The organism is Pseudomonas sp. TR47 (genome assembly GCF_044143025.1).
In the GTDB taxonomy this organism is placed as follows: domain Bacteria; phylum Pseudomonadota; class Gammaproteobacteria; order Pseudomonadales; family Pseudomonadaceae; genus Aquipseudomonas; species Aquipseudomonas putida_E.
Genome location: NZ_JBHFCS010000022.1, coordinates 24,957 through 43,138 on the forward strand (window position 1 = coordinate 24,957; position 18,182 = coordinate 43,138).

Annotated in this window: 19 protein-coding genes, 1 tRNA gene and 1 pseudogene; 17 read left to right on the forward strand and 4 right to left on the reverse strand. The window is 61.7% G+C overall.

Features of this window, described 5'->3' with window-relative positions:
• Positions 1 to 186: 186 nt before the first annotated feature.
• The 17 genes from ACEWE8_RS20405 to ACEWE8_RS20485 all read left to right on the forward strand — a co-directional run bounded on the left by ACEWE8_RS20405 (position 187) and on the right by ACEWE8_RS20485 (position 13,177).
• Positions 187 to 516, forward strand: a complete 330-nt coding sequence (locus ACEWE8_RS20405) for a ribbon-helix-helix domain-containing protein (protein WP_046787974.1) — start codon at positions 187 to 189, stop codon at positions 514 to 516.
• 93 nt (positions 517 to 609) lie between these two features.
• Positions 610 to 831, forward strand: coding sequence for an FmdB family zinc ribbon protein (locus ACEWE8_RS20410; RefSeq protein ID WP_395589360.1), 222 nt, complete (start codon positions 610 to 612; stop codon positions 829 to 831).
• Positions 832 to 926: 95 nt separating this feature from the next.
• On the forward strand, positions 927 to 2,702 hold the full coding sequence (gene aspS / locus ACEWE8_RS20415; protein ID WP_046787976.1) for an aspartate--tRNA ligase: 1,776 nt from the start codon (positions 927 to 929) through the stop codon (positions 2,700 to 2,702).
• 111 nt (positions 2,703 to 2,813) lie between these two features.
• Entirely contained in the window at positions 2,814 to 3,560 is a 747-nt protein-coding gene (locus tag ACEWE8_RS20420) for a YebC/PmpR family DNA-binding transcriptional regulator (protein WP_012315821.1), read from the forward strand.
• Positions 3,561 to 3,756: 196 nt separating this feature from the next.
• On the forward strand, positions 3,757 to 4,281 hold the full coding sequence (gene ruvC, locus ACEWE8_RS20425; protein ID WP_012315820.1) for a crossover junction endodeoxyribonuclease RuvC: 525 nt from the start codon (positions 3,757 to 3,759) through the stop codon (positions 4,279 to 4,281).
• Positions 4,282 to 4,390: 109 nt separating this feature from the next.
• Positions 4,391 to 5,008 carry a Holliday junction branch migration protein RuvA gene (gene ruvA, locus ACEWE8_RS20430; protein ID WP_046787977.1) on the forward strand — a complete coding sequence of 206 codons (618 nt, stop codon included), beginning with the start codon at positions 4,391 to 4,393 and terminating at the stop codon, positions 5,006 to 5,008.
• Complete coding sequence (gene ruvB, locus ACEWE8_RS20435; protein WP_012315818.1) at positions 5,005 to 6,051, forward strand: Holliday junction branch migration DNA helicase RuvB; 1,047 nt, start codon at positions 5,005 to 5,007, stop codon at positions 6,049 to 6,051. Before ruvA ends, ruvB begins: the two co-directional genes overlap by 4 nt.
• Before the next feature lie 125 nt (positions 6,052 to 6,176).
• Positions 6,177 to 6,629 (forward strand): tol-pal system-associated acyl-CoA thioesterase, encoded by a 453-nt coding sequence (ybgC, locus tag ACEWE8_RS20440; RefSeq protein WP_012315817.1) that lies wholly within the window; start codon positions 6,177 to 6,179, stop codon positions 6,627 to 6,629.
• A 2-nt stretch (positions 6,630 to 6,631) separates the two neighbouring features.
• Positions 6,632 to 7,327, forward strand: a complete 696-nt coding sequence (gene tolQ, locus ACEWE8_RS20445; protein WP_010952367.1) for a protein TolQ — start codon at positions 6,632 to 6,634, stop codon at positions 7,325 to 7,327.
• Positions 7,328 to 7,341: 14 nt separating this feature from the next.
• Entirely contained in the window at positions 7,342 to 7,794 is a 453-nt protein-coding gene (tolR, locus tag ACEWE8_RS20450; protein WP_039603824.1) for a protein TolR, read from the forward strand.
• Complete coding sequence (gene tolA / locus ACEWE8_RS20455) at positions 7,794 to 8,870, forward strand: cell envelope integrity protein TolA (RefSeq protein ID WP_012315815.1); 1,077 nt, start codon at positions 7,794 to 7,796, stop codon at positions 8,868 to 8,870. The genes tolR and tolA overlap by 1 nt, the downstream gene beginning before the upstream one ends.
• Before the next feature lie 26 nt (positions 8,871 to 8,896).
• Positions 8,897 to 10,168, forward strand: coding sequence for a Tol-Pal system beta propeller repeat protein TolB (tolB, locus tag ACEWE8_RS20460; protein ID WP_046787978.1), 1,272 nt, complete (start codon positions 8,897 to 8,899; stop codon positions 10,166 to 10,168).
• A 54-nt stretch (positions 10,169 to 10,222) separates the two neighbouring features.
• Entirely contained in the window at positions 10,223 to 10,720 is a 498-nt protein-coding gene (gene pal, locus ACEWE8_RS20465) for a peptidoglycan-associated lipoprotein Pal (protein ID WP_008090230.1), read from the forward strand.
• 6 nt (positions 10,721 to 10,726) lie between these two features.
• A complete protein-coding gene (gene ybgF, locus ACEWE8_RS20470) occupies positions 10,727 to 11,542 on the forward strand; it encodes a tol-pal system protein YbgF (RefSeq protein WP_046787979.1) in 816 nt (271 codons plus the stop codon).
• A 159-nt stretch (positions 11,543 to 11,701) separates the two neighbouring features.
• Entirely contained in the window at positions 11,702 to 12,349 is a 648-nt protein-coding gene (queE, locus tag ACEWE8_RS20475) for a 7-carboxy-7-deazaguanine synthase QueE (protein ID WP_046788079.1), read from the forward strand.
• Between the two features lie 16 nt (positions 12,350 to 12,365).
• Positions 12,366 to 13,040, forward strand: coding sequence for a 7-cyano-7-deazaguanine synthase QueC (gene queC / locus ACEWE8_RS20480; RefSeq protein ID WP_046787980.1), 675 nt, complete (start codon positions 12,366 to 12,368; stop codon positions 13,038 to 13,040).
• Between the two features lie 61 nt (positions 13,041 to 13,101).
• Positions 13,102 to 13,177 (forward strand) — tRNA-Lys (locus tag ACEWE8_RS20485).
• A gap of 62 nt (positions 13,178 to 13,239) precedes the next feature.
• Here ACEWE8_RS20485 and ACEWE8_RS20490 read toward each other — a convergent pair.
• From ACEWE8_RS20490 to ACEWE8_RS20505, 4 genes and pseudogenes are all read right to left on the reverse strand, one after another.
• Positions 13,240 to 14,199 carry a cation diffusion facilitator family transporter gene (locus ACEWE8_RS20490; protein WP_046787981.1) on the reverse strand — a complete coding sequence of 320 codons (960 nt, stop codon included), beginning with the start codon at positions 14,197 to 14,199 and terminating at the stop codon, positions 13,240 to 13,242.
• A 74-nt stretch (positions 14,200 to 14,273) separates the two neighbouring features.
• Entirely contained in the window at positions 14,274 to 15,029 is a 756-nt protein-coding gene (locus tag ACEWE8_RS20495; protein ID WP_395589362.1) for a methyl-accepting chemotaxis protein, read from the reverse strand.
• A 102-nt stretch (positions 15,030 to 15,131) separates the two neighbouring features.
• Positions 15,132 to 16,340, reverse strand: a pseudogene (locus ACEWE8_RS20500) (HAMP domain-containing protein); the annotation flags it as partial.
• Positions 16,341 to 16,406: 66 nt separating this feature from the next.
• Positions 16,407 to 17,759 (reverse strand): APC family permease, encoded by a 1,353-nt coding sequence (locus ACEWE8_RS20505; protein ID WP_046787983.1) that lies wholly within the window; start codon positions 17,757 to 17,759, stop codon positions 16,407 to 16,409.
• Between the last annotated feature and the right edge of the window lie 423 nt (positions 17,760 to 18,182).

The following is an 18,182-nucleotide window of genomic DNA, read 5'->3' on the forward strand; positions in this document are numbered from 1 at the left end:
GTCGCTTGTATAAATAGCGGCCTGCCAAGCCCGGTCGAGTGACGCTCACCGGGCTTTTCCGTTTGTGCGGGAAGGCTTTGCCGCTGCTTTGCGTCCGGCTGTACGCGCTTCATTGAGCCTCTGGTTCCTGCGCCCGTGCCTGTCTTGCGGTGCAGGGAAAAATACCTGTGGCGAGGATGTGGGCGCATGATGCAAGCGAGCAAGCGTGTAGTAGGCAAAGGGCGCTGCCTGGGCAAGCAGTGCATTGACCCGTTCAAGGCGGATTTCGACATGATGCAGATTCAGCCGGTATCGCGCTCGGTCCGGCTCAACGGTTTTTCCACCTGTTTGCGCCTGGAAGCGGTCTATTGGCGCATCCTCGAGCGCATCGCCGAGGCCAATGAGTGCTCCGTCAGTGCCGTGCTTTCCTATGTGGATCGCGAGGTGCACCTGCGCCAGGGTGGGGTGCGCAACTTCAGCGGCCTGATCCGGGTGATCTGTGTTGCCTGGCTGCAGGAGCCGCCCAGTGTGCGCTGATCGCCAGGCGGGCTGCGCAGTGCCTGTTAACCATATATAATCCCGCTTTTTGCTGCCCCGGGCAGCCTGCGTAATGGTTGACGAGAGACACCCATGCCCCTTTATGACTATCAATGTGCATCCTGCGATCACCGGATGGAAGCGTTGCAGAAGATCAGCGCAGCGCCGCTGACCGACTGTCCGGCCTGCCAGGCGCCGGCATTGAAGAAGCTGTTGTCGGTCCCTGGCTTTCGCCTGAGCGGTAGCGGCTGGTACGAAACCGACTTCAAGACCGAGGCGAAAAAGAATCTGGCAGGCGGCGACAAGGCCGACTGAGTTGAATTGCAGTAGCCGGGTCTTGCAGTATTAGCCCCCTGGGGCGGCCAAGGCCTCCATCGAATACACGAATCACGAGAAGCGAAACCACCATCATGATGCGCAGCCATTATTGCGGCCAACTGAACGAGAGCCTGGACGGCCAGGAAGTCACCCTTTGCGGCTGGGTCCATCGTCGCCGCGACCACGGCGGGGTGATCTTCCTCGACATCCGTGACCGCGAGGGCATGGCCCAGGTCGTCTTCGATCCCGATCGCGCCGAAACCTTCGCAGCGGCCGACCGCGTGCGCAGCGAGTACGTGGTGCAGATCACCGGCAAGGTGCGCAAGCGCCCAGACGGTGCGGTGAACGCCAACATGGCTTCCGGTGCCATCGAAATTCTCGGTTACCAGCTGAACGTGCTCAACGAAGCGGAAACCCCGCCGTTCCCGCTGAACGAATACTCTGACGTCGGCGAGGAAACCCGCCTGCGCTACCGCTTCATCGACCTGCGTCGCCCGGAAATGGCCGACAAGCTGCGCCTGCGTTCGCGCATCACCAGCAGCATCCGTCGCTTCCTGGACGAGAACGGCTTCCTCGACGTCGAAACGCCGATCCTTACCCGTGCCACGCCAGAAGGCGCGCGCGACTACCTGGTGCCCAGCCGTACCCACGCCGGTAGCTTCTTCGCCCTGCCGCAGTCGCCTCAGCTGTTCAAGCAGCTGCTGATGGTCGCCGGCTTCGACCGCTACTACCAGATCGCCAAATGCTTCCGTGACGAAGACCTGCGTGCTGACCGTCAGCCGGAGTTCACCCAGATCGACATCGAGACCAGTTTCCTCGATGAGTCCGAGATCATGGGCCTGACCGAAAGCATGATCCGCAAGCTGTTCAAGGAAGTCCTGGACCTGGAATTCGGCGAATTCCCGCACATGACCTTCGAAGAAGCCATGCGCCGCTACGGTTCCGACAAGCCAGACCTGCGTAACCCGCTGGAACTGATAGACGTTGCCGACCAGCTCAAAGATGTCGACTTCAAGGTCTTCGCAGGCCCGGCCAACGATCCGAAGTGCCGCGTCACCGCGCTGCGCCTGCCAGGTGGCGCCAGCATGCCGCGCAGCAAGATCGACGAGTACACCAAGTTCGTCGGCATCTATGGCGCCCGCGGCCTGGCGTACATCAAGGTCAACGAGCGCGCCAAGGGCGTTGAAGGCCTGCAGTCGCCGATCGTCAAGAACATCCCTGAAGCCAACCTCAACGTGATTCTCGATCGCGTAGGTGCGGTAGACGGCGACATCGTGTTCTTCGGCGCTGACAAGTTCAAAGTCGTCAGCGAGGCCCTGGGCGCGCTGCGTATCCGTCTGGGCCACGACTTCGAGCTGCTGACCTGCGAGTGGGCGCCGATGTGGGTCGTCGACTTCCCGATGTTCGAAGAGAACGAAGACGGCAGCTTCACTGCCCTGCACCACCCGTTCACCGCGCCCAAGTGCACCCCCGAAGAGCTCGAGGCCAACCCGGCCACCGCGCTGTCGCGTGCCTACGACATGGTCCTGAACGGCACCGAGCTGGGTGGCGGTTCGATCCGTATCCACCGCAAAGAGATGCAACAGGCGGTGTTCCGCCTGCTGGGTATCGAAGCGGCAGAACAGGAAGAGAAGTTCGGCTTCCTGCTCGACGCCCTGAAGTTCGGCGCACCGCCTCACGGTGGCCTGGCCTTCGGTCTGGACCGCCTGGTCATGCTGATGACCGGCGCCCAGTCGATCCGTGAAGTGATTGCCTTCCCGAAAACCCAGAGCGCCGCGTGCGTCATGACTCAGGCTCCGGGCTTGGTCGATGCCAAGGCCCTGCGCGAGCTGCATATCCGCCTGCGCGAACAGACCAAGGTCGAGTAAGCGGGCCCCGGGCGCATCCAGATGGATGCGCCTTTGCGTTTCGGCGCAGGAATTTGTCGTTGCGCCCCTCTCGGGGCGCAATTGTTTGTGTTTCAAGAGTTTGGAGTCGTTATGGCTGGTCATTCCAAGTGGGCGAACATCAAGCACCGCAAAGAGCGCCAGGATGCCAAGAGAGGCAAGATCTTCACCAAGTGGATCCGTGAGCTGACCGTCGCTGCCAAGCAGGGTGGTGGCGATCCGGCCTCCAATCCGCGCTTGCGCCTGGCGCTGGACAAGGCCCTGGGTGCCAACATGAGCCGCGATATCATCGATCGCGCCGTGGCCCGTGGTGCCGGCACCAACGAAAGCGATAACGTTGAAGAGCTGAGTTACGAGGGCTACGGCCCGGGCGGCGTGGCGATCATGGTCGAGGCCATGACCGACAACCGCAACCGTACCGCAGCCGCCGTGCGGCATGCCTTCACCAAGTGTGGCGGCAACCTCGGTACCGATGGCTCGGTGGCCTACCTGTTCGAGCGCAAGGGGCAGATCAGCTTCGCCCCGGGTGTGGACGAAGATGCCCTGATGGAAGCCGCCATGGAAGCCGACGCCGACGATGTCGTGGCCAACGAAGACGGTTCGTTCGAGGTGTTCACCTCGTTCAACAGCTTCTATGCCGTGCGTAATGCCCTGGAGGAGGCCGGCTTCAAGGCTGCGGATGCGGAAATCGTCATGCAGCCGACCACCAGTGCCGAGCTGGATCAGGAGGGGGCGGAGAAAGTGCTCAAGCTGATCGACATGCTCGAAGACCTGGATGACGTGCAGAACGTCTATTCCAATGCGCAGATTTCCGACGAGATCATGGAAAAACTCGGCTAAGGTGTCGCCAGCAAGGTTGTAATTGGGGCCGCTGCGCGGCCCATCGCCGGCAAGCCGGCTCCCACAGGTAAGCGCACCCGCCGAGAGTTGCGCTGTGCCTGCGGGAGCCGGCTTGCCGGCGATGGGTTGCGCAGCGGCCCCAATAGCCTTGAATTGAGCTCAGGCTTTCAAGCATCCCCCCTACACGACAGGCGTTATGACTCTGATTCTTGGTATCGACCCCGGCTCGCGCATCACCGGTTATGGCGTTGTGCGCCAGACTGCCCGTGGTTGCGAGTACGTGGCGTCGGGTTGTATCCGTACCGGCAGCGGCGAGCTGCACGAGCGCTTGCAGATCGTTTTTCGCGGTGTCAGTGAAATCATTGCCCAGCATGGCCCTGTGACCATGGGCATCGAGCGCGTGTTCATGGCGCGCAACCCCGACTCGGCGCTCAAGCTCGGCCAGGCTCGCGGCGCGGCCATCGTCGCCGCCGCCGAGGCCGGCCTGGAAATCGCCGAATACAGTGCGACTCAGGTCAAGCAGGCCGTGGCCGGCACCGGTGGGGCTAACAAGGAGCAGGTGATGCTGATGGTCATGCACCTGCTCAAGCTGACCCAGAAGCCACAGATCGATGCCTCTGATGCCCTGGCGATTGCCTTGTGCCATGCCCATACCCGTTCCAGCCTGGTGCCGCACGGCCTGGCCACGGCGCGGCGGCGCGGTGGGCGCTTGCGTCTGTAGCTGCTTCATGAGCTGATACACATTTTGTCCGGGTGGCACGTTCACCCGACGTATTTGCTGATAGGGTTGAGCGGTCTTTGATCGGCTCCCCGAGAGGAAGGATCGAAACGTGATTGGACGTTTGCGCGGCACCCTGGCGGAAAAGCAACCGCCGCATCTGATTATCGACGTCAACGGCGTGGGCTATGAGCTTGAAGTGCCCATGACCACCCTGTACCGCCTGCCGAAAGTTGGCGAAACGGTAATCGTGCATACCCATCTGGTGGTTCGCGAAGATGCCCACCTGCTGTATGGCTTCCATGAGAAGCGCGAGCGCGAGCTGTTCCGCGAGCTTATCCGCCTCAATGGCGTGGGCCCGAAGCTGGCGCTGGCCTTGATGTCGAGCCTTGAGGCCGACGAATTGGTGCGTTGCGTACAGGCGCAGGACACATCGGCGCTGGTGCGTGTGCCTGGCGTCGGCAAGAAGACTGCCGAGCGCCTGCTGGTCGAGCTCAAGGACCGCTTCAAGGCCTGGGAAACCTCGCCCGCCATGTTCACGCTTGTATCGGATGGTCCGGTACCGGTCAGCAGCGCCTCCACAGCCGAGGCCGATGCCGTCAGTGCCCTGGTTTCCCTGGGCTACAAGCCGCAGGAAGCCAGCAAGGCAGTATCCGCGATCAAGGACAAGGCGGGCCTTGGCAGTGAGGAGCTGATCCGTCGCAGCCTCAAAGGGATGATTACCAAGTGATCGAAGCCGACCGCCTGATTGCCGCCAGTGGCCGCGACCGCGAAGAAGTCCAGGACCGTGCCATCCGCCCGCTGCGCCTGGACGAATACATCGGCCAGCCGGTGGTGCGCGAGCAGATGGCGCTGTTCATCCAGGCTGCGCGGGGGCGTAATGAATCGCTCGACCACACCCTGATCTTCGGCCCGCCAGGGTTGGGCAAAACCACCCTGGCCAATATCATCGCCCAGGAAATGGGCGTATCGGTCAAGAGTACATCGGGGCCGATTCTCGAGCGCCCGGGCGACCTGGCAGCCATGCTGACCAACCTCGAACCGCATGACGTGCTGTTCATCGACGAGATTCACCGGTTGTCTCCGGTTGTCGAGGAGGTGCTGTACCCGGCCATGGAGGACTTCCAGCTCGACATCATGATTGGCGAAGGCCCGGCTGCCCGCTCGATCAAGCTCGACCTGCCGCCCTTCACCCTGGTGGGGGCCACAACCCGCGCCGGTATGCTCACCAACCCGCTGCGCGACCGCTTCGGTATCGTCCAGCGCCTTGAGTTCTACAGCGACAAGGACCTGGCGACCATCGTCAGCCGGTCGGCCAACATTCTGGGGCTGGTCATCGAGGACCAGGGGGCTTACGAAATCGCCCGCCGTGCCCGCGGCACGCCGCGTATCGCCAACCGCTTGCTGCGCCGCGTGCGTGACTACGCCGAGGTGCGCGGCAAAGGGCAGATCACCAAGGCAGTGGCTGATTTGGCGCTCAACCTGCTGGACGTCGATGAGCGTGGTTTCGACCATTCCGACCGCCGCCTGCTGCTGACCATGATCGAGAAGTTCGATGGTGGCCCGGTGGGGGTGGATAACCTGGCGGCAGCGATCAGCGAGGAGCGCCATACCATTGAGGATGTGCTCGAACCCTACCTGATTCAGCAGGGCTATATCATGCGTACGCCCCGTGGTCGTGTGGTCACTCGGCACGCCTACCTGCACTTTGGCCTGAATGTTCCCGGGCGCCTGGGTGAGGGGGCAGATTTTTCCGAAGCAGGCGATGAATGACAGATCGAAACCCGCTTTTCGTGGTCCTACCGCTGGCATGCCTCAGGTGCGCTGGCAATACGACATTAATGAAGAAAAAACAGTTGCCGCAGCGGATTGGCAAGCTGAGGAGTAAGCACTAGAGTATGCGCGCGCAAAATGGCCTGGAACCTTTCGCACACCGTTGTCGCGTCTATTACGAAGATACCGATGCCGGTGGCGTGGTGTATTACGTCAACTACCTGAAATTCATGGAGCGCGCGCGGACCGAGCGCCTGCGGCACCTGGGGTTTTCCCAGCAGCAACTGGCCGGGGAGAACCTGTTGTTCGTGGTCCACTCGAGCGAAGCGCGCTATCACGCGCCGGCGCGCCTGGACGACGAACTTCGGGTGACCGCGCAAGTACTTGAACTCAATCGCGCCAGCCTGCGTTTCGTGCAGCAGGTCTGGCGGGAAAAGGATGAAACGCTGCTCTGCGAAGGGCAGTTCCTGGTGGCCGCCGTACGCGCCGACACTTTCAAACCCCGAGCCATACCCCCCAAGCTGCGCGACGCCTTTGTGGCGGACGGCTCGGGTACTCAATCGAATGCAGGAGAATAAGCGTGGAAGCTAACGTCGTCGACCATACCTCCATGTGGAGTCTGGTCAGCAATGCCAGCGTGGTGGTACAGCTGGTAATGCTGACCCTGGTGGCCGCCTCGGTCACCTCATGGATCATGATCTTCCAGCGCAGCACCATGCTGCGCGCCGGTCGTCGTGCGCTGGATGCCTTCGAGGAACGCTTCTGGTCGGGTATCGACCTGTCCAAGCTGTACCGTCAGGCAGGCAGCAACCCGGACCCGGATTCGGGCGTGGAGCAGGTCTTCCGGGCCGGTTTCAAGGAGTTCTCGCGTCTGCGCCAGCAGCCGGGTGTGGACCCCGACGCGGTCATGGAAGGCGTTGGCCGGGCCATGCGCGTAGCCATCTCGCGTGAGGAAGAAAAACTCGAGCAGAGCCTGCCGTTCCTCGCCACCGTCGGTTCGACCAGCCCGTACATCGGCCTGTTCGGTACCGTGTGGGGCATCATGAACTCCTTCCGCGGCCTGGCCAGCGCCCAGCAGGCGACCCTGGCCACCGTGGCCCCGGGTATCGCCGAAGCGCTGATCGCCACCGCCATCGGCCTGTTCGCGGCAATCCCGGCGGTTATCGCCTACAACCGTTTCGCCGCGCGCAGCGAAGTGCTGATCGGTCGTTACTACACCTTCGCCGACGAGTTCCAGGCGATCCTGCACCGCAAAGTGCACACCAGCGAAGAGTAATCAGGTACAAACCCATGGCCCGAGTTCGCCACAAACGCAAGCCGGTCGCCGAGATGAACGTGGTGCCCTACATCGACGTGATGCTGGTGCTGCTGGTCATCTTCATGGTGACCGCTCCCATGCTCAATCAGGGCGTGAAGGTCGACCTGCCCAAGGTTTCCAGCGAAGCCTTGCCGCAGGACAACAATGTCCAGATCCTCACCATCTCCATCAAGGCCGACAAGACCTATTACTGGAACCTGGGCAGCGAAGTCGACACCGACAAGCAGATGGACAAGGCCATGACCTTGCCCGAAATGACCGGTGCAGTGACCAAGATCATTGCCGCCGGTCGCGACCAGGGCAAGCAGACCCAGGTCTTCATTCGTGGCGACAAGGCTGTCGACTACGGCGCGGTCATGGGTGCCATGGGCGGGTTGCAGAAGGCCGGTGTCGGTAACGTTGGCCTGATTACCGAGGCGCCCTGATGCAACAGCGAGAGCCATCCGCCTCGGAAAGCTACTTCTGGCCCAGTGTCTGGGCCATCGGCCTGCATGTGCTTGTGTTCGCATTGCTGTTCGTCAGTTTTGCCATGACGCCAGAATTGCCGCCTTCCAAGCCGATCGTTCAGGCTACGCTGTATCAGCTCAAGTCCAAGAGTCAGGCGACCACCCAGACCAATCAGAAGATTGCCGGGGAAGCGAAAAAAACCGCGTCGCGTCAGACCGAAGTCGAGCAGCTGGAACAGAAGAAGGTCGAGCAGGAGGCCGTAAAGGCTGCGGAACAAAAGAAAGCCGATGCCGCTCAAAAGGCCGAGGAGGCTCGCGAAGCCGCCGAGGCGAAGAAGGCAGAAGACGCTGCCAAGGCCGCCGAGGCCAAGAAAGCCGCTGAAGCCAAGAAGGCCGACGAGGCGAAGAAAGCCGCTGAAAAGCAGCAGGCCGACATTGCCAAGAAAAAGGCTGAGGAAGAGGCCAAGAAGCAGGCGGCCGAAGAGGCCAAGAAACAAGCCGCCGAGGATGCCAAGAAGAAGGCAGCCGAGGAGGCCAAGAAGAAAGCGGCCGAGGACGCCAAGAAGAAAGCGGCGGCCGAGGACGCGAAGAAGAAGGCAGCTGAAGAGGCCAAGAAAAAGGCCGCTGCAGATGCCCAGAAGAAAAAGGCACAGGAGGCGGCCCGCAAGGCGGCAGAAGACAAGAAAGCCCAGGCCCTGGCCGAGCTGTTGTCCGATACCACCGAGCGGCAGCAGGCGCTGGCCGACGAGCAGGGTGACCAGGTGGCCGGCGACTTCGACGACCTGATCCGCATGCGCGCGGCCGAAGGCTGGGCGCGTCCACCTTCTGCGCGCAAGGGCATGACGGTAGTCCTGCAGATCAACATGCTGCCCGATGGCACCATCACCAGTGTCAGCGTGTCGCGCTCCAGTGGCGACGGTCCGTTCGACAGTTCTGCGGTGGCAGCAGTGAAGAACATCGGTCGTCTGACCGAAATGCAGGGCTTGAAGCCGAACGAGTTCAATCCGTACCGTTCGTTCAAGATGACATTTACACCTGAGGATCTAGCGTTGTGATTAAACTCCTTCGAGGACTGCTGGTCATGCTGTGCTGCGTGGCAGGCATGGCCATGGCAGAGGAAAAGAACATCCTGGTCACCAGCGGCAGCGATCGGGCAACGCCCATCGCGGTAGTGCCGTTCGGTCTGCAGGGTGGCAGTGTGCTGCCGGAAGACATGGCCGATATCATCGGCAATGACCTGCGCAACTCCGGCTACTACGCGCCTATCCCACGGCAGAACATGATCAGCCAGCCTACCCAGGCCAGCGAAGTGATCTTCCGTGACTGGAAAGCCCTGGGCGCCCAGTACGTGATGGTCGGCAGCATCGTGCCGTCGGGCGCTCGCCTGCAGGTGCAGTACGCACTGTTCAACGTCGCCACCGAGCAGCAAGTGCTGACCGGCAGCGTTGCCGGCAGCGTCGACCAGCTGCGCGACATGTCGCACTACATCGCCGACCAGTCGTTCGAGAAGCTCACCGGCATCAAGGGAGCGTTTTCCACCCGCATGCTGTACGTGACCGCCGAGCGCTTCTCGACCAACAATACCCGCTACACCCTGCAGCGTTCGGACTACGACGGTGCGCGTGCAGTGACCTTGCTGCAGTCGCGTGAGCCTATCCTGTCGCCGCGTTTCGCGCCGGACGGCAAGCGTATCGCCTATGTCTCGTTCGAGCAGAAGCGGCCGCGCATTTTCATCCAGCACATCGACACCGGCCGCCGCGAACAGGTCACCAACTTCGAAGGCCTCAATGGTGCTCCGGCCTGGTCGCCGGATGGTTCGCGCCTGGCATTCGTGCTGTCCAAGGACGGTAACCCGGACATCTACGTGATGAATGTGGCTTCGCGCCAGATCAGCCGTGTCACTGCCGGCCCGGGTATCAATACCGAGCCGTTCTGGGGCAAGGATGGCAACACCCTGTACTTCACCTCCGACCGTGGCGGCAAGCCGCAGATCTACAAACAGTCGGTCAGTGGTGGTAGCGCCGAGCGTGTGACGTTCGTAGGTAACTACAACGCCAACCCGAAACTTTCGGCGGACGAAAAGACGCTGGTAATGATCCATCGTCAGCAGGGTTTCACCAACTTCAAAGTGGCGGCACAGGACTTGCAAAGAGGAAGTGTAAAGATTCTCTCGGAAACAAGTCTTGATGAGTCTCCCACTGTTGCGCCAAACGGCACCATGCTAATCTACGCCACCCGCCAGCAGGGCCGGGGAGTCTTGATGCTCGTGTCGCTTAATGGCCGCGTGAGGCTCCCACTTCCTACCGCTCAAGGCGAAGTCAGAGAACCGTCCTGGTCCCCTTACCTGAACTGATTGCGGCGTAATACGTTTTGCTTAACACACTGGGGTTTCATTAGGAGTTTCACGATGGAAATGCTGAAGTTTGGTAAATTTGCTGCGCTGGCTCTGGCCATGGCTGTAGCTGTAGGTTGCTCCTCGAAGGGCGGTGACAACGCTGGCGAAGGCGCTGTTGACCCTAACGCTGGCTACGGTGCCAACACTGGCGCTGTTGACGGTTCCCTGAGCGAAGAGGCCGCCCTGCGCGCAATCACCACCTTCTACTTCGAATACGACAGCTCGGACCTGAAGCCAGAAGCCATGCGCGCTCTGGACGTTCACGCCAAGGACCTGAAGTCCAACGGCAACCGTGTTGTTCTGGAAGGCAACACCGACGAGCGCGGTACTCGCGAGTACAACATGGCTCTGGGCGAGCGTCGTGCCAAAGCCGTTCAGCGCTACCTGGTTCTGCAGGGTGTTTCCCCTGCTCAGCTGGAACTGGTCTCCTACGGCGAAGAGCGTCCAGTTGCCACCGGCAACGACGAGCAGTCCTGGGCTCAGAACCGCCGCGTAGAACTGCGTAAGTAAGTTCTTATGCGAATGTGCCGTCGTGCTGTAACCGTCCTCGCACTCAGCCTTCCGCTTTCGGCGTGGGCTGCGGTTCCTGTAGTAGATGACAACGCAGGTGCTTACCCACCTTCGGGTTATGGCACGAGCGGCGCCTATGCCGGGGCAGGGGCTTCGACCCCTGCCTCAGCACAGGGCCAGCTGTTCATGCAGCTGCAACAGATGCAGGACCAGATATCCCGCCAGCAAGGCATCATCGAAGAGCTGCAAAACGATGTCGCCCGCATGAAGCAGGAAAGCCTGGAGCGTTACCAGGATCTGGATCGCCGCATCAACAGTGGTGGCGCGCCTGCCGCGACCCCCGATAATTCCTCCACCGGTGGTGCACCCGATGCCGCCGCCGGTGCAGCAGCAGGCGCCGCTGGCGCTGCTGCACAGCAACCGGCCGCCAACAGCGAGCCGGCTGATCCTGCGAAAGAGAAGCTCTATTACGATGCGGCTTTCGACCTGATCAAGCAGAAGGACTTCGACAAGGCCAGCCAGGCGTTCGGCGCCTTCCTGCGCAAGTACCCGAACAGCCAGTACGCAGGCAACGCCCAGTACTGGCTGGGTGAGGTGAACCTGGCCAAGGGTGACCTGCAAAGTGCCAGCCAGGCTTTTGCCCAGGTCAGCCAGAAGTACCCCAAGCACAGCAAGGTACCGGACTCCCTGTACAAGCTGGCCGACGTCGAGCGCCGCATGGGCCATACCGACAAGGTCAAGGGCATCCTGCAGCAAGTCATCACCCAGTACCCCGGCACATCCGCCGCTCAGCTGGCGCAGCGTGACCTGCAGAAGCTCTAAGTAGCACCGTTCAAAAGAAACCCGCGCCAGGCGCGGGTTTTTTCGTTAGAATCATTGCCCTTTTTCTTAAACACGCTGCTGCGGATAACGCCATGTCGAGTCCGCGACAGTGCCTGACGGAGGCGGACAGCCTGTTTAGCTGTCACGCCCGTGGCGATCATGCAAGACACATTACGTATCACCGAAGTCTTTTACTCTTTGCAGGGTGAAACACGCACGGCTGGGCTGCCCACGGTATTCGTGCGCCTCACCGGTTGCCCCCTGCGCTGCCAATACTGCGACAGTGCCTACGCCTTCAGTGGCGGTACTGTGCGTAGCCTGGATTCGATCATGGAACAGGTGGCCGGCTTCAAGCCACGCTATGTGTGCGTGACTGGCGGCGAGCCACTGGCTCAGCCGAATGCCTTGCCACTGTTGCAGCGCCTGTGCGATGCCGGCTATGAGGTTTCGCTAGAAACCAGTGGTGCCCTGGATATCTCGGCTACCGATATTCGCGTCAGCCGCGTGGTCGACCTCAAGACCCCGGGCTCTGAAGAGTCCCACCGCAACCTCTACGAGAACATTGAGCACTTGACCGGCAATGATCAGGTCAAGTTCGTCATCTGTTCACGCGAGGACTATGACTGGGCGGTTTCCAAGCTGATTCAGTACAACCTTGCCGAGCGCGCCGGTGAAGTGCTGTTTTCGCCAAGCCATCACCAGGTGAAGGCCAGTGACCTGGCCGACTGGATCGTTGCCGACAACTTGCCTGTGCGTTTCCAGCTGCAGCTGCACAAGCTGCTGTGGAACGACGAGCCCGGACGTTGATTAGGAGCAAAAGTACATGACTGAGAAACGCGCAGTAATCCTGCTGTCCGGCGGCCTCGACTCGGCCACTGTCGTCGCCATGGCCAAGGCCGAAGGCTACAGTTGCTACACCATGAGCTTCGACTATGGCCAGCGCCATCGTGCTGAATTGAACGCTGCTGCGCGGGTCGCTCGTGACCTGGGCGTCGTGGAGCACAAGGTCATTGGCTTGAACCTTGATGGCATCGGTGGTTCGGCACTGACCGACAGCAGCATCGATGTGCCGGAAACCCCGGGCGAGGGTATTCCGGTGACCTATGTGCCGGCACGCAATACCGTATTCCTGTCGTTGGCTCTGGGCTGGGCAGAAGTGCTGCAGGCGCGCGACATCTTCATCGGCGTCAATGCCGTGGACTACTCGGGCTACCCCGATTGCCGCCCTGAGTTCGTCGAAGCGTTCGAACGCATGGCCAACCTCGCGACCAAGGCCGGTGTCGAGGGGCAGGGCTTCCGGATCCAGGCGCCACTGCAGAACATGAGCAAGGCGCAGATCGTACAGGCCGGTATGGCCCGTGGTGTGGACTACAGCCTGACAGTGTCCTGCTACCAGGCCGACGATGAGGGCCGCGCCTGTGGCAAGTGCGACAGCTGCCGCCTGCGCGCCGACGGCTTCAAGGCCGCCGGGGTAGACGACCCAACCCGTTATTTTTGAAAAAAGTTTTGATGGGGTGTTGATTTCCCGTTAGAAATCAGTATTATACGCGCCATCCAACGGGTCGTTAGCTCAGTTGGTAGAGCAGTTGGCTTTTAACCAATTGGTCGTAGGTTCGAATCCTACACGACCCACCATACGCTGTAAGTCAAAGCCCGCTACCGGAAACGGTGGCGGGCTTTGTCGTTCTTGCCCCTCCTTATTCAGCCCACTCAGGGTCTGCGGTAAACACTACCGTCAGCCAGCGATCCGGTCCCTCACCGCCAATCGCATCACCGACTTCACAGCGCAGCGCATCCCACTCTTCAATGCTTTTGGCTGGAAGGTGCTTGGGCACGATGAAATACAGCTCGATTTCCCGAGAGCGGCCGACCTTGGCCACGTAAGCCCGATAGGATTCCAGTCCGTGGCGTGCCACGAACGCACCGGCCACCTCATCCACGTGCAGCATCAGGTCGCCAGGTGTCACCAAAAAGATATCCGCCATGGCCTGGCGCACCACCGACAGCGGCAAGGGGATGATGACCAGGCACACCAGCGCCAGCACCGCCGGGTCGATGTACGGCGATACCCACTCCCACTGCGTGCCCTGCACGGCAAAGCCAAAGCAGAAGGCGATGAGCAACGCTGCGGTGATGCTGGCCGACATCACCCAACCCTTGACGTCCATGCGCACGAAATCCGAGTTCAGCTCGCGGTTGGCCCGCGCTTCGACTGCAGCGATGGTCGCGCAGGCGATCACGGTCAGCGCCGCATAAACCATGGCGATGCCGAACTCCAGGTGGCGTCCGCCTTCGAGCAGGCTGCTGACGGCGTTGATCAGGGCGTAGAGCGCCACACCGCTGAGCAGGATGCCATTGAGCGCCAGCACCATCGGCTCCAGGTGCCAGAAGCCCATGGTGAAGCGCTCGCGCAGCTTGCGTGACACGTGCCGGCTGGTGGCGTGCGTAGTGATCAGCTTGACCACCACCAGCGACAGGCCGCTCATGCCTGCGTCGGCCAGCGAGTAGACACCGTCGAAAATGATCGAGAACGAGCCGGACGCCAGGCCGAAGGCAATGCCGATGGTGGCGATGAACAGGGTGACGGCGATCGAAGTGCGTAGCAGGCCCTGTTCGCTGGCAAGGTCGAAGAAGGGGGATTTGTTGGGTGTTTCCATGGGTAAAACTCTTTCAAAAGGTGGGTGCCTGTACGGGCCCAATCGCCGGTAGCCGGTAATTGGGCCCGTACAGGCTAAACGCGAAACTGCTCCATCAAAGCCTGCTGCTGATTGGCCAGGCGGTTCAGCGCTTGGCTGATGCGCGCCGACTCATCAGCCCGGCCCGATAGCGATTCAGTCACATCGCGGATACCGGCCACGTTACGGTTCACTTCCTCGGCCACCGCGCTCTGTTCTTCAGCCGCCGAAGCGATCTGCAGGTTCATGTCGCTGATCACCGCCACCGCTTCACCGATCCGCTGCAGCGTAGGCAGTGCCTGTTCCATCTGCAAGGCGCTGGCCTGCGCCTGTTTCTGGCCATCATGCATGGCGCCGACCACATCCTGGGTGCCTTGCTGCAGCCCTTCGATGACCTGGCGGATTTCTTCCACCGACACCTGGGTGCGCTGCGCCAGGCTGCGTACCTCGTCGGCCACCACGGCAAAACCCCGCCCGGCCTCGCCAGCGCGGGCCGCTTCGATGGCGGCGTTGAGGGCCAAGAGGTTGGTCTGCTCGGCAATGGCGCGGATCACCTCCAGTACCGAGCCGATCTGCTCGCTGCGCTGTTCCAGTGCGCGGGCCTCGTCCATGGCGGCATCCATCCCGACTGCCAGGTTGTCAATCGCCTGGCGGGTGCTGGCTATCAGTTGCAGGCCTTCGCGGCTCGCCTGGTCGGCGCCACGTGCTGCATGGGCGGCTTGCGCCGCGTTGTGGGCGACATCCTGGGCAGTTGCGCTCATCTCGTTGGCGGCGGTAGCCACCTGCTCGATCTCGCGCTGTTGCTGCTGCATGCCGCTGCTGGTCTGGCTGGCGATGGCAGCGGACTGATCGGCGGTGCCGCGGGCTTCGAGCAGCGAGCCTTTGACCTGGGCAATCACCGGTTGCAGCTTGTCGAGAAAGCGGTTGAACCAGCCGCTCAACTGGCCCAGCTCGTCCTGGCGCGCGTAGTCCAGGCGCCGGGTCAGGTCGCCCTCACCGCTGGCGATATCCTCGAGGCGTGCGGCTACGGCCAGAATCGGCCGGGTCACGCCACGTGCGGTCAGCCAAACCAGCAGCAGGCCGACGATCGCGGCACCCAGGCCGATCAGCAGGCTGGTCAGATTGGCGCTTTGGTTGTGTTCGCTCAGCCTCTGATTGAGAGCGGCGGCGGGTGCTTGAAGCACAGCTTCGGGCAGCTCCAGCAGTACCTGCCAGGGAGCGTCGCCGGGGATCGGGGCGAACGGGCGGCCGACGCGCAACAGGCCCTGCGCCACGTCGTTGTCCAGGAGAGTGCCCAGCTTGCTGGCGTCGCGGCTGTGCCCGGCCAGCAAGCCGGTATTGCTGACGATGCTCACCTGGCCCTGGCCATCGAACAGCTCCTGGCGGCCGTCCAGGCTCAACTGCTGCAGGTTGTCCAGGCCGATGTCCAGGCCCACTACGCCTACTACCTTGCCGCCCTCCAGCAGGGGCAGGGCGATGCTCGTCATCAGTACCTGGCGGCCATTGACCTCGTCGAGGTAGGGCTCGACCACACAGGCCTTGGCCGTTTCCTGCGGGCAGGTCAACCAGCGGTTCTGTGCCGCCCCGTTGGCGCCAACCGTGCTGTCGGCCAGCATCGCTTCAGGCATGGCCTCCCGCTCAAGGTTGCCCGGGCTGGGCTGCGACCAGTACAGCGAAAAGCGCCCGCTGTCGTTGCTGCCGACCGCCTCCTGGGCGACGAACTGGCTGTCCTGGTGGTCCAGGGCGTTGGGCTGGAACACCACATAAAGCCCGATCAGGTCCGGGTTGCCCGCCAGGCTGGCGCGTGCCTGGTGGGTCAGTTCGGCGCGCAGGTCGCTGCCACCGTGGGCTTTGAGTACCTGAACCAGGCGTGTAAAACCGTTCGCGTACTGGTAGGCGTCCATGAAGTAGCGCTGAATGCGCAGGGTCTGGGTTTCGGCGAGGGCCTGCAGGCGCAGGCGCGCGCTGTGGTCGAGCATTTCACTGTTGGCCTGGCTGACCAAGGCTGCACTGCGCTGTGCCTGGGTCAGCGAGGTGGCCACCAGCAGTGCGACGATGGCCAGCAGGCACAGGCCGGCGAGCAAGGTGATCTTCCACTGGATAGAAAGGCGACGCAGCGGCATGAGAGCTTTCCTTTTCGTGCAAGGACAACGCCCGCGTTCAGGCGCGGGCGGTGTAGAGGGCAAGTGTCATTCGGCAACGTAGTTCGGGGGTGCGGCAGTGAAGGCCTTGGTCAGCCAGGCCAGGTATACCAGGCCAAGTAGCGCCCATACCCCGCCGAACATCAGCGAGTGTTCGTTAAGGTCTAGCCACAGCGACACGATGATGCAGAAACCGATGGTCGGCAGTACCAGGTACATGAGCTTGTTCGCCAGGCCTTGGCGATTGCCTTCACGCACATAGCAGTGGTTGATCACCGACAGGTTGACGAAGCTGAACGCCACCAGTGCTCCGAAGTTGATGATCGAGGTGGCGGTAACCAGATCGAAGAAGATCGCCGACAGGGAAATCAGCCCGACCACTGCGATGTTCAGCACCGGTGTTTTGTAGCGTGGGTGCAGGCGAGCAAAGATGCCGGCCGGGATCACCTTGTCACGCCCCATCACGTACAACAGGCGCGAGACGCTGGTCTGCGAGGCCAGGCCCGAAGCGATGGTGTTGATCACCGTGCAGGCGATGAAGATCGACTGGAACAGCTTGCCACCCACGTACAGGGCAATTTCCGGCAGGGCCGCTTCCTGGTCATGGAAGCGTGCCATGGTCGGGAAGTAGGCCTGGATGAAGTACGACACGGTTATGAACACCAGGCCGCCGATCAGTGCGGTCAGGAAGATCGCCCGTGGGATGGTCTTGGCCGGGTCGCGGGTTTCCTCGGACAGGCACGTCACGGCGTCGAAGCCCAGGAACGAGAAGCACAAGATGGTCGCACCGGCCGCCAGGGCGCTGAACTGGGTCTGGCTGTCGGCGAACGGCAGCAGGCTCCACGCGGTACCCAGGCCTTCACCCTGGTCCAGGCCACGCACGCACAGGTAGATGAACACAGCGATGATCGCCACCTGCACGGCCACGAACAGCAGGTTGAAGTGTGCCACCAGGTTGACGCTGCGCATGTTGATCAGGCTGATCAGGGTGACGAAGCCCGCTACCCAGATCCACTCCGGCACCTCGGGGAACATGGCCGACAGGTAAAGCTTGGCCAACAAGGCATTGACCATCGGCAGCAGCAGGTAGTCGAGCAGCGACGACCAGCCGACCAGAAAGCCCACATGCGGGTTGATGGCGCGTTGTGTGTAGGTGTAGGCCGAACCCGATTGAGGGAAGCGGCGCACCAGGGTGCCGTAGCTCACGGCAGTGAACAGGATGCCGGTCAGCGCCAGGATGTAGGCGCTAGGCACATGCCCTGCGGTAATCCCCGAGACAATGCCGAAAGTGTCGAACACGGTCATCGGCGTCAGGTAAGCCAGGCCGATGATGATCACGTGCCAGAGGCGCAGGGTTTTGCGGAGTTGGCCGTTGCCGGTGGCGCTGTGGTCAGGCTGCATGCTGGCGTGGCTCCTGCGGCTGGGCGTGAACGGCTGGCGGGTTGTATTGCGCATGCGGCAATGGCGAGCGGGTGGGCTCCATGTTGTTCACCTTTATTGTCGGAGCAGAGGTAGGCGCAGGCGATGCGCCGGGGGCGAGCTGGCAGAGCCTGGGCTAGGAAGGTGGGGCGTGCGGGCAGGGGCGGTGAGGCATCATGACGGCGCGTCTGTTCTTCTTCGTGGGTGGCGCTGGGCAAGGCGGTGAAAATAAAAAACGATGGGTAGGTGGCTGTCAAGTTAAACATGACAAGATGTTACTAAATTGAAATATTTATCGATTTATTAGCCGAAATGTTCGGTTTTTGCGCGCTTTTTTGCGGTTTTGATCGATGCGGATGTTCGTAAAATTTAACGAGTGGGAAGTTTCCCACGCTAGCGTCAGGT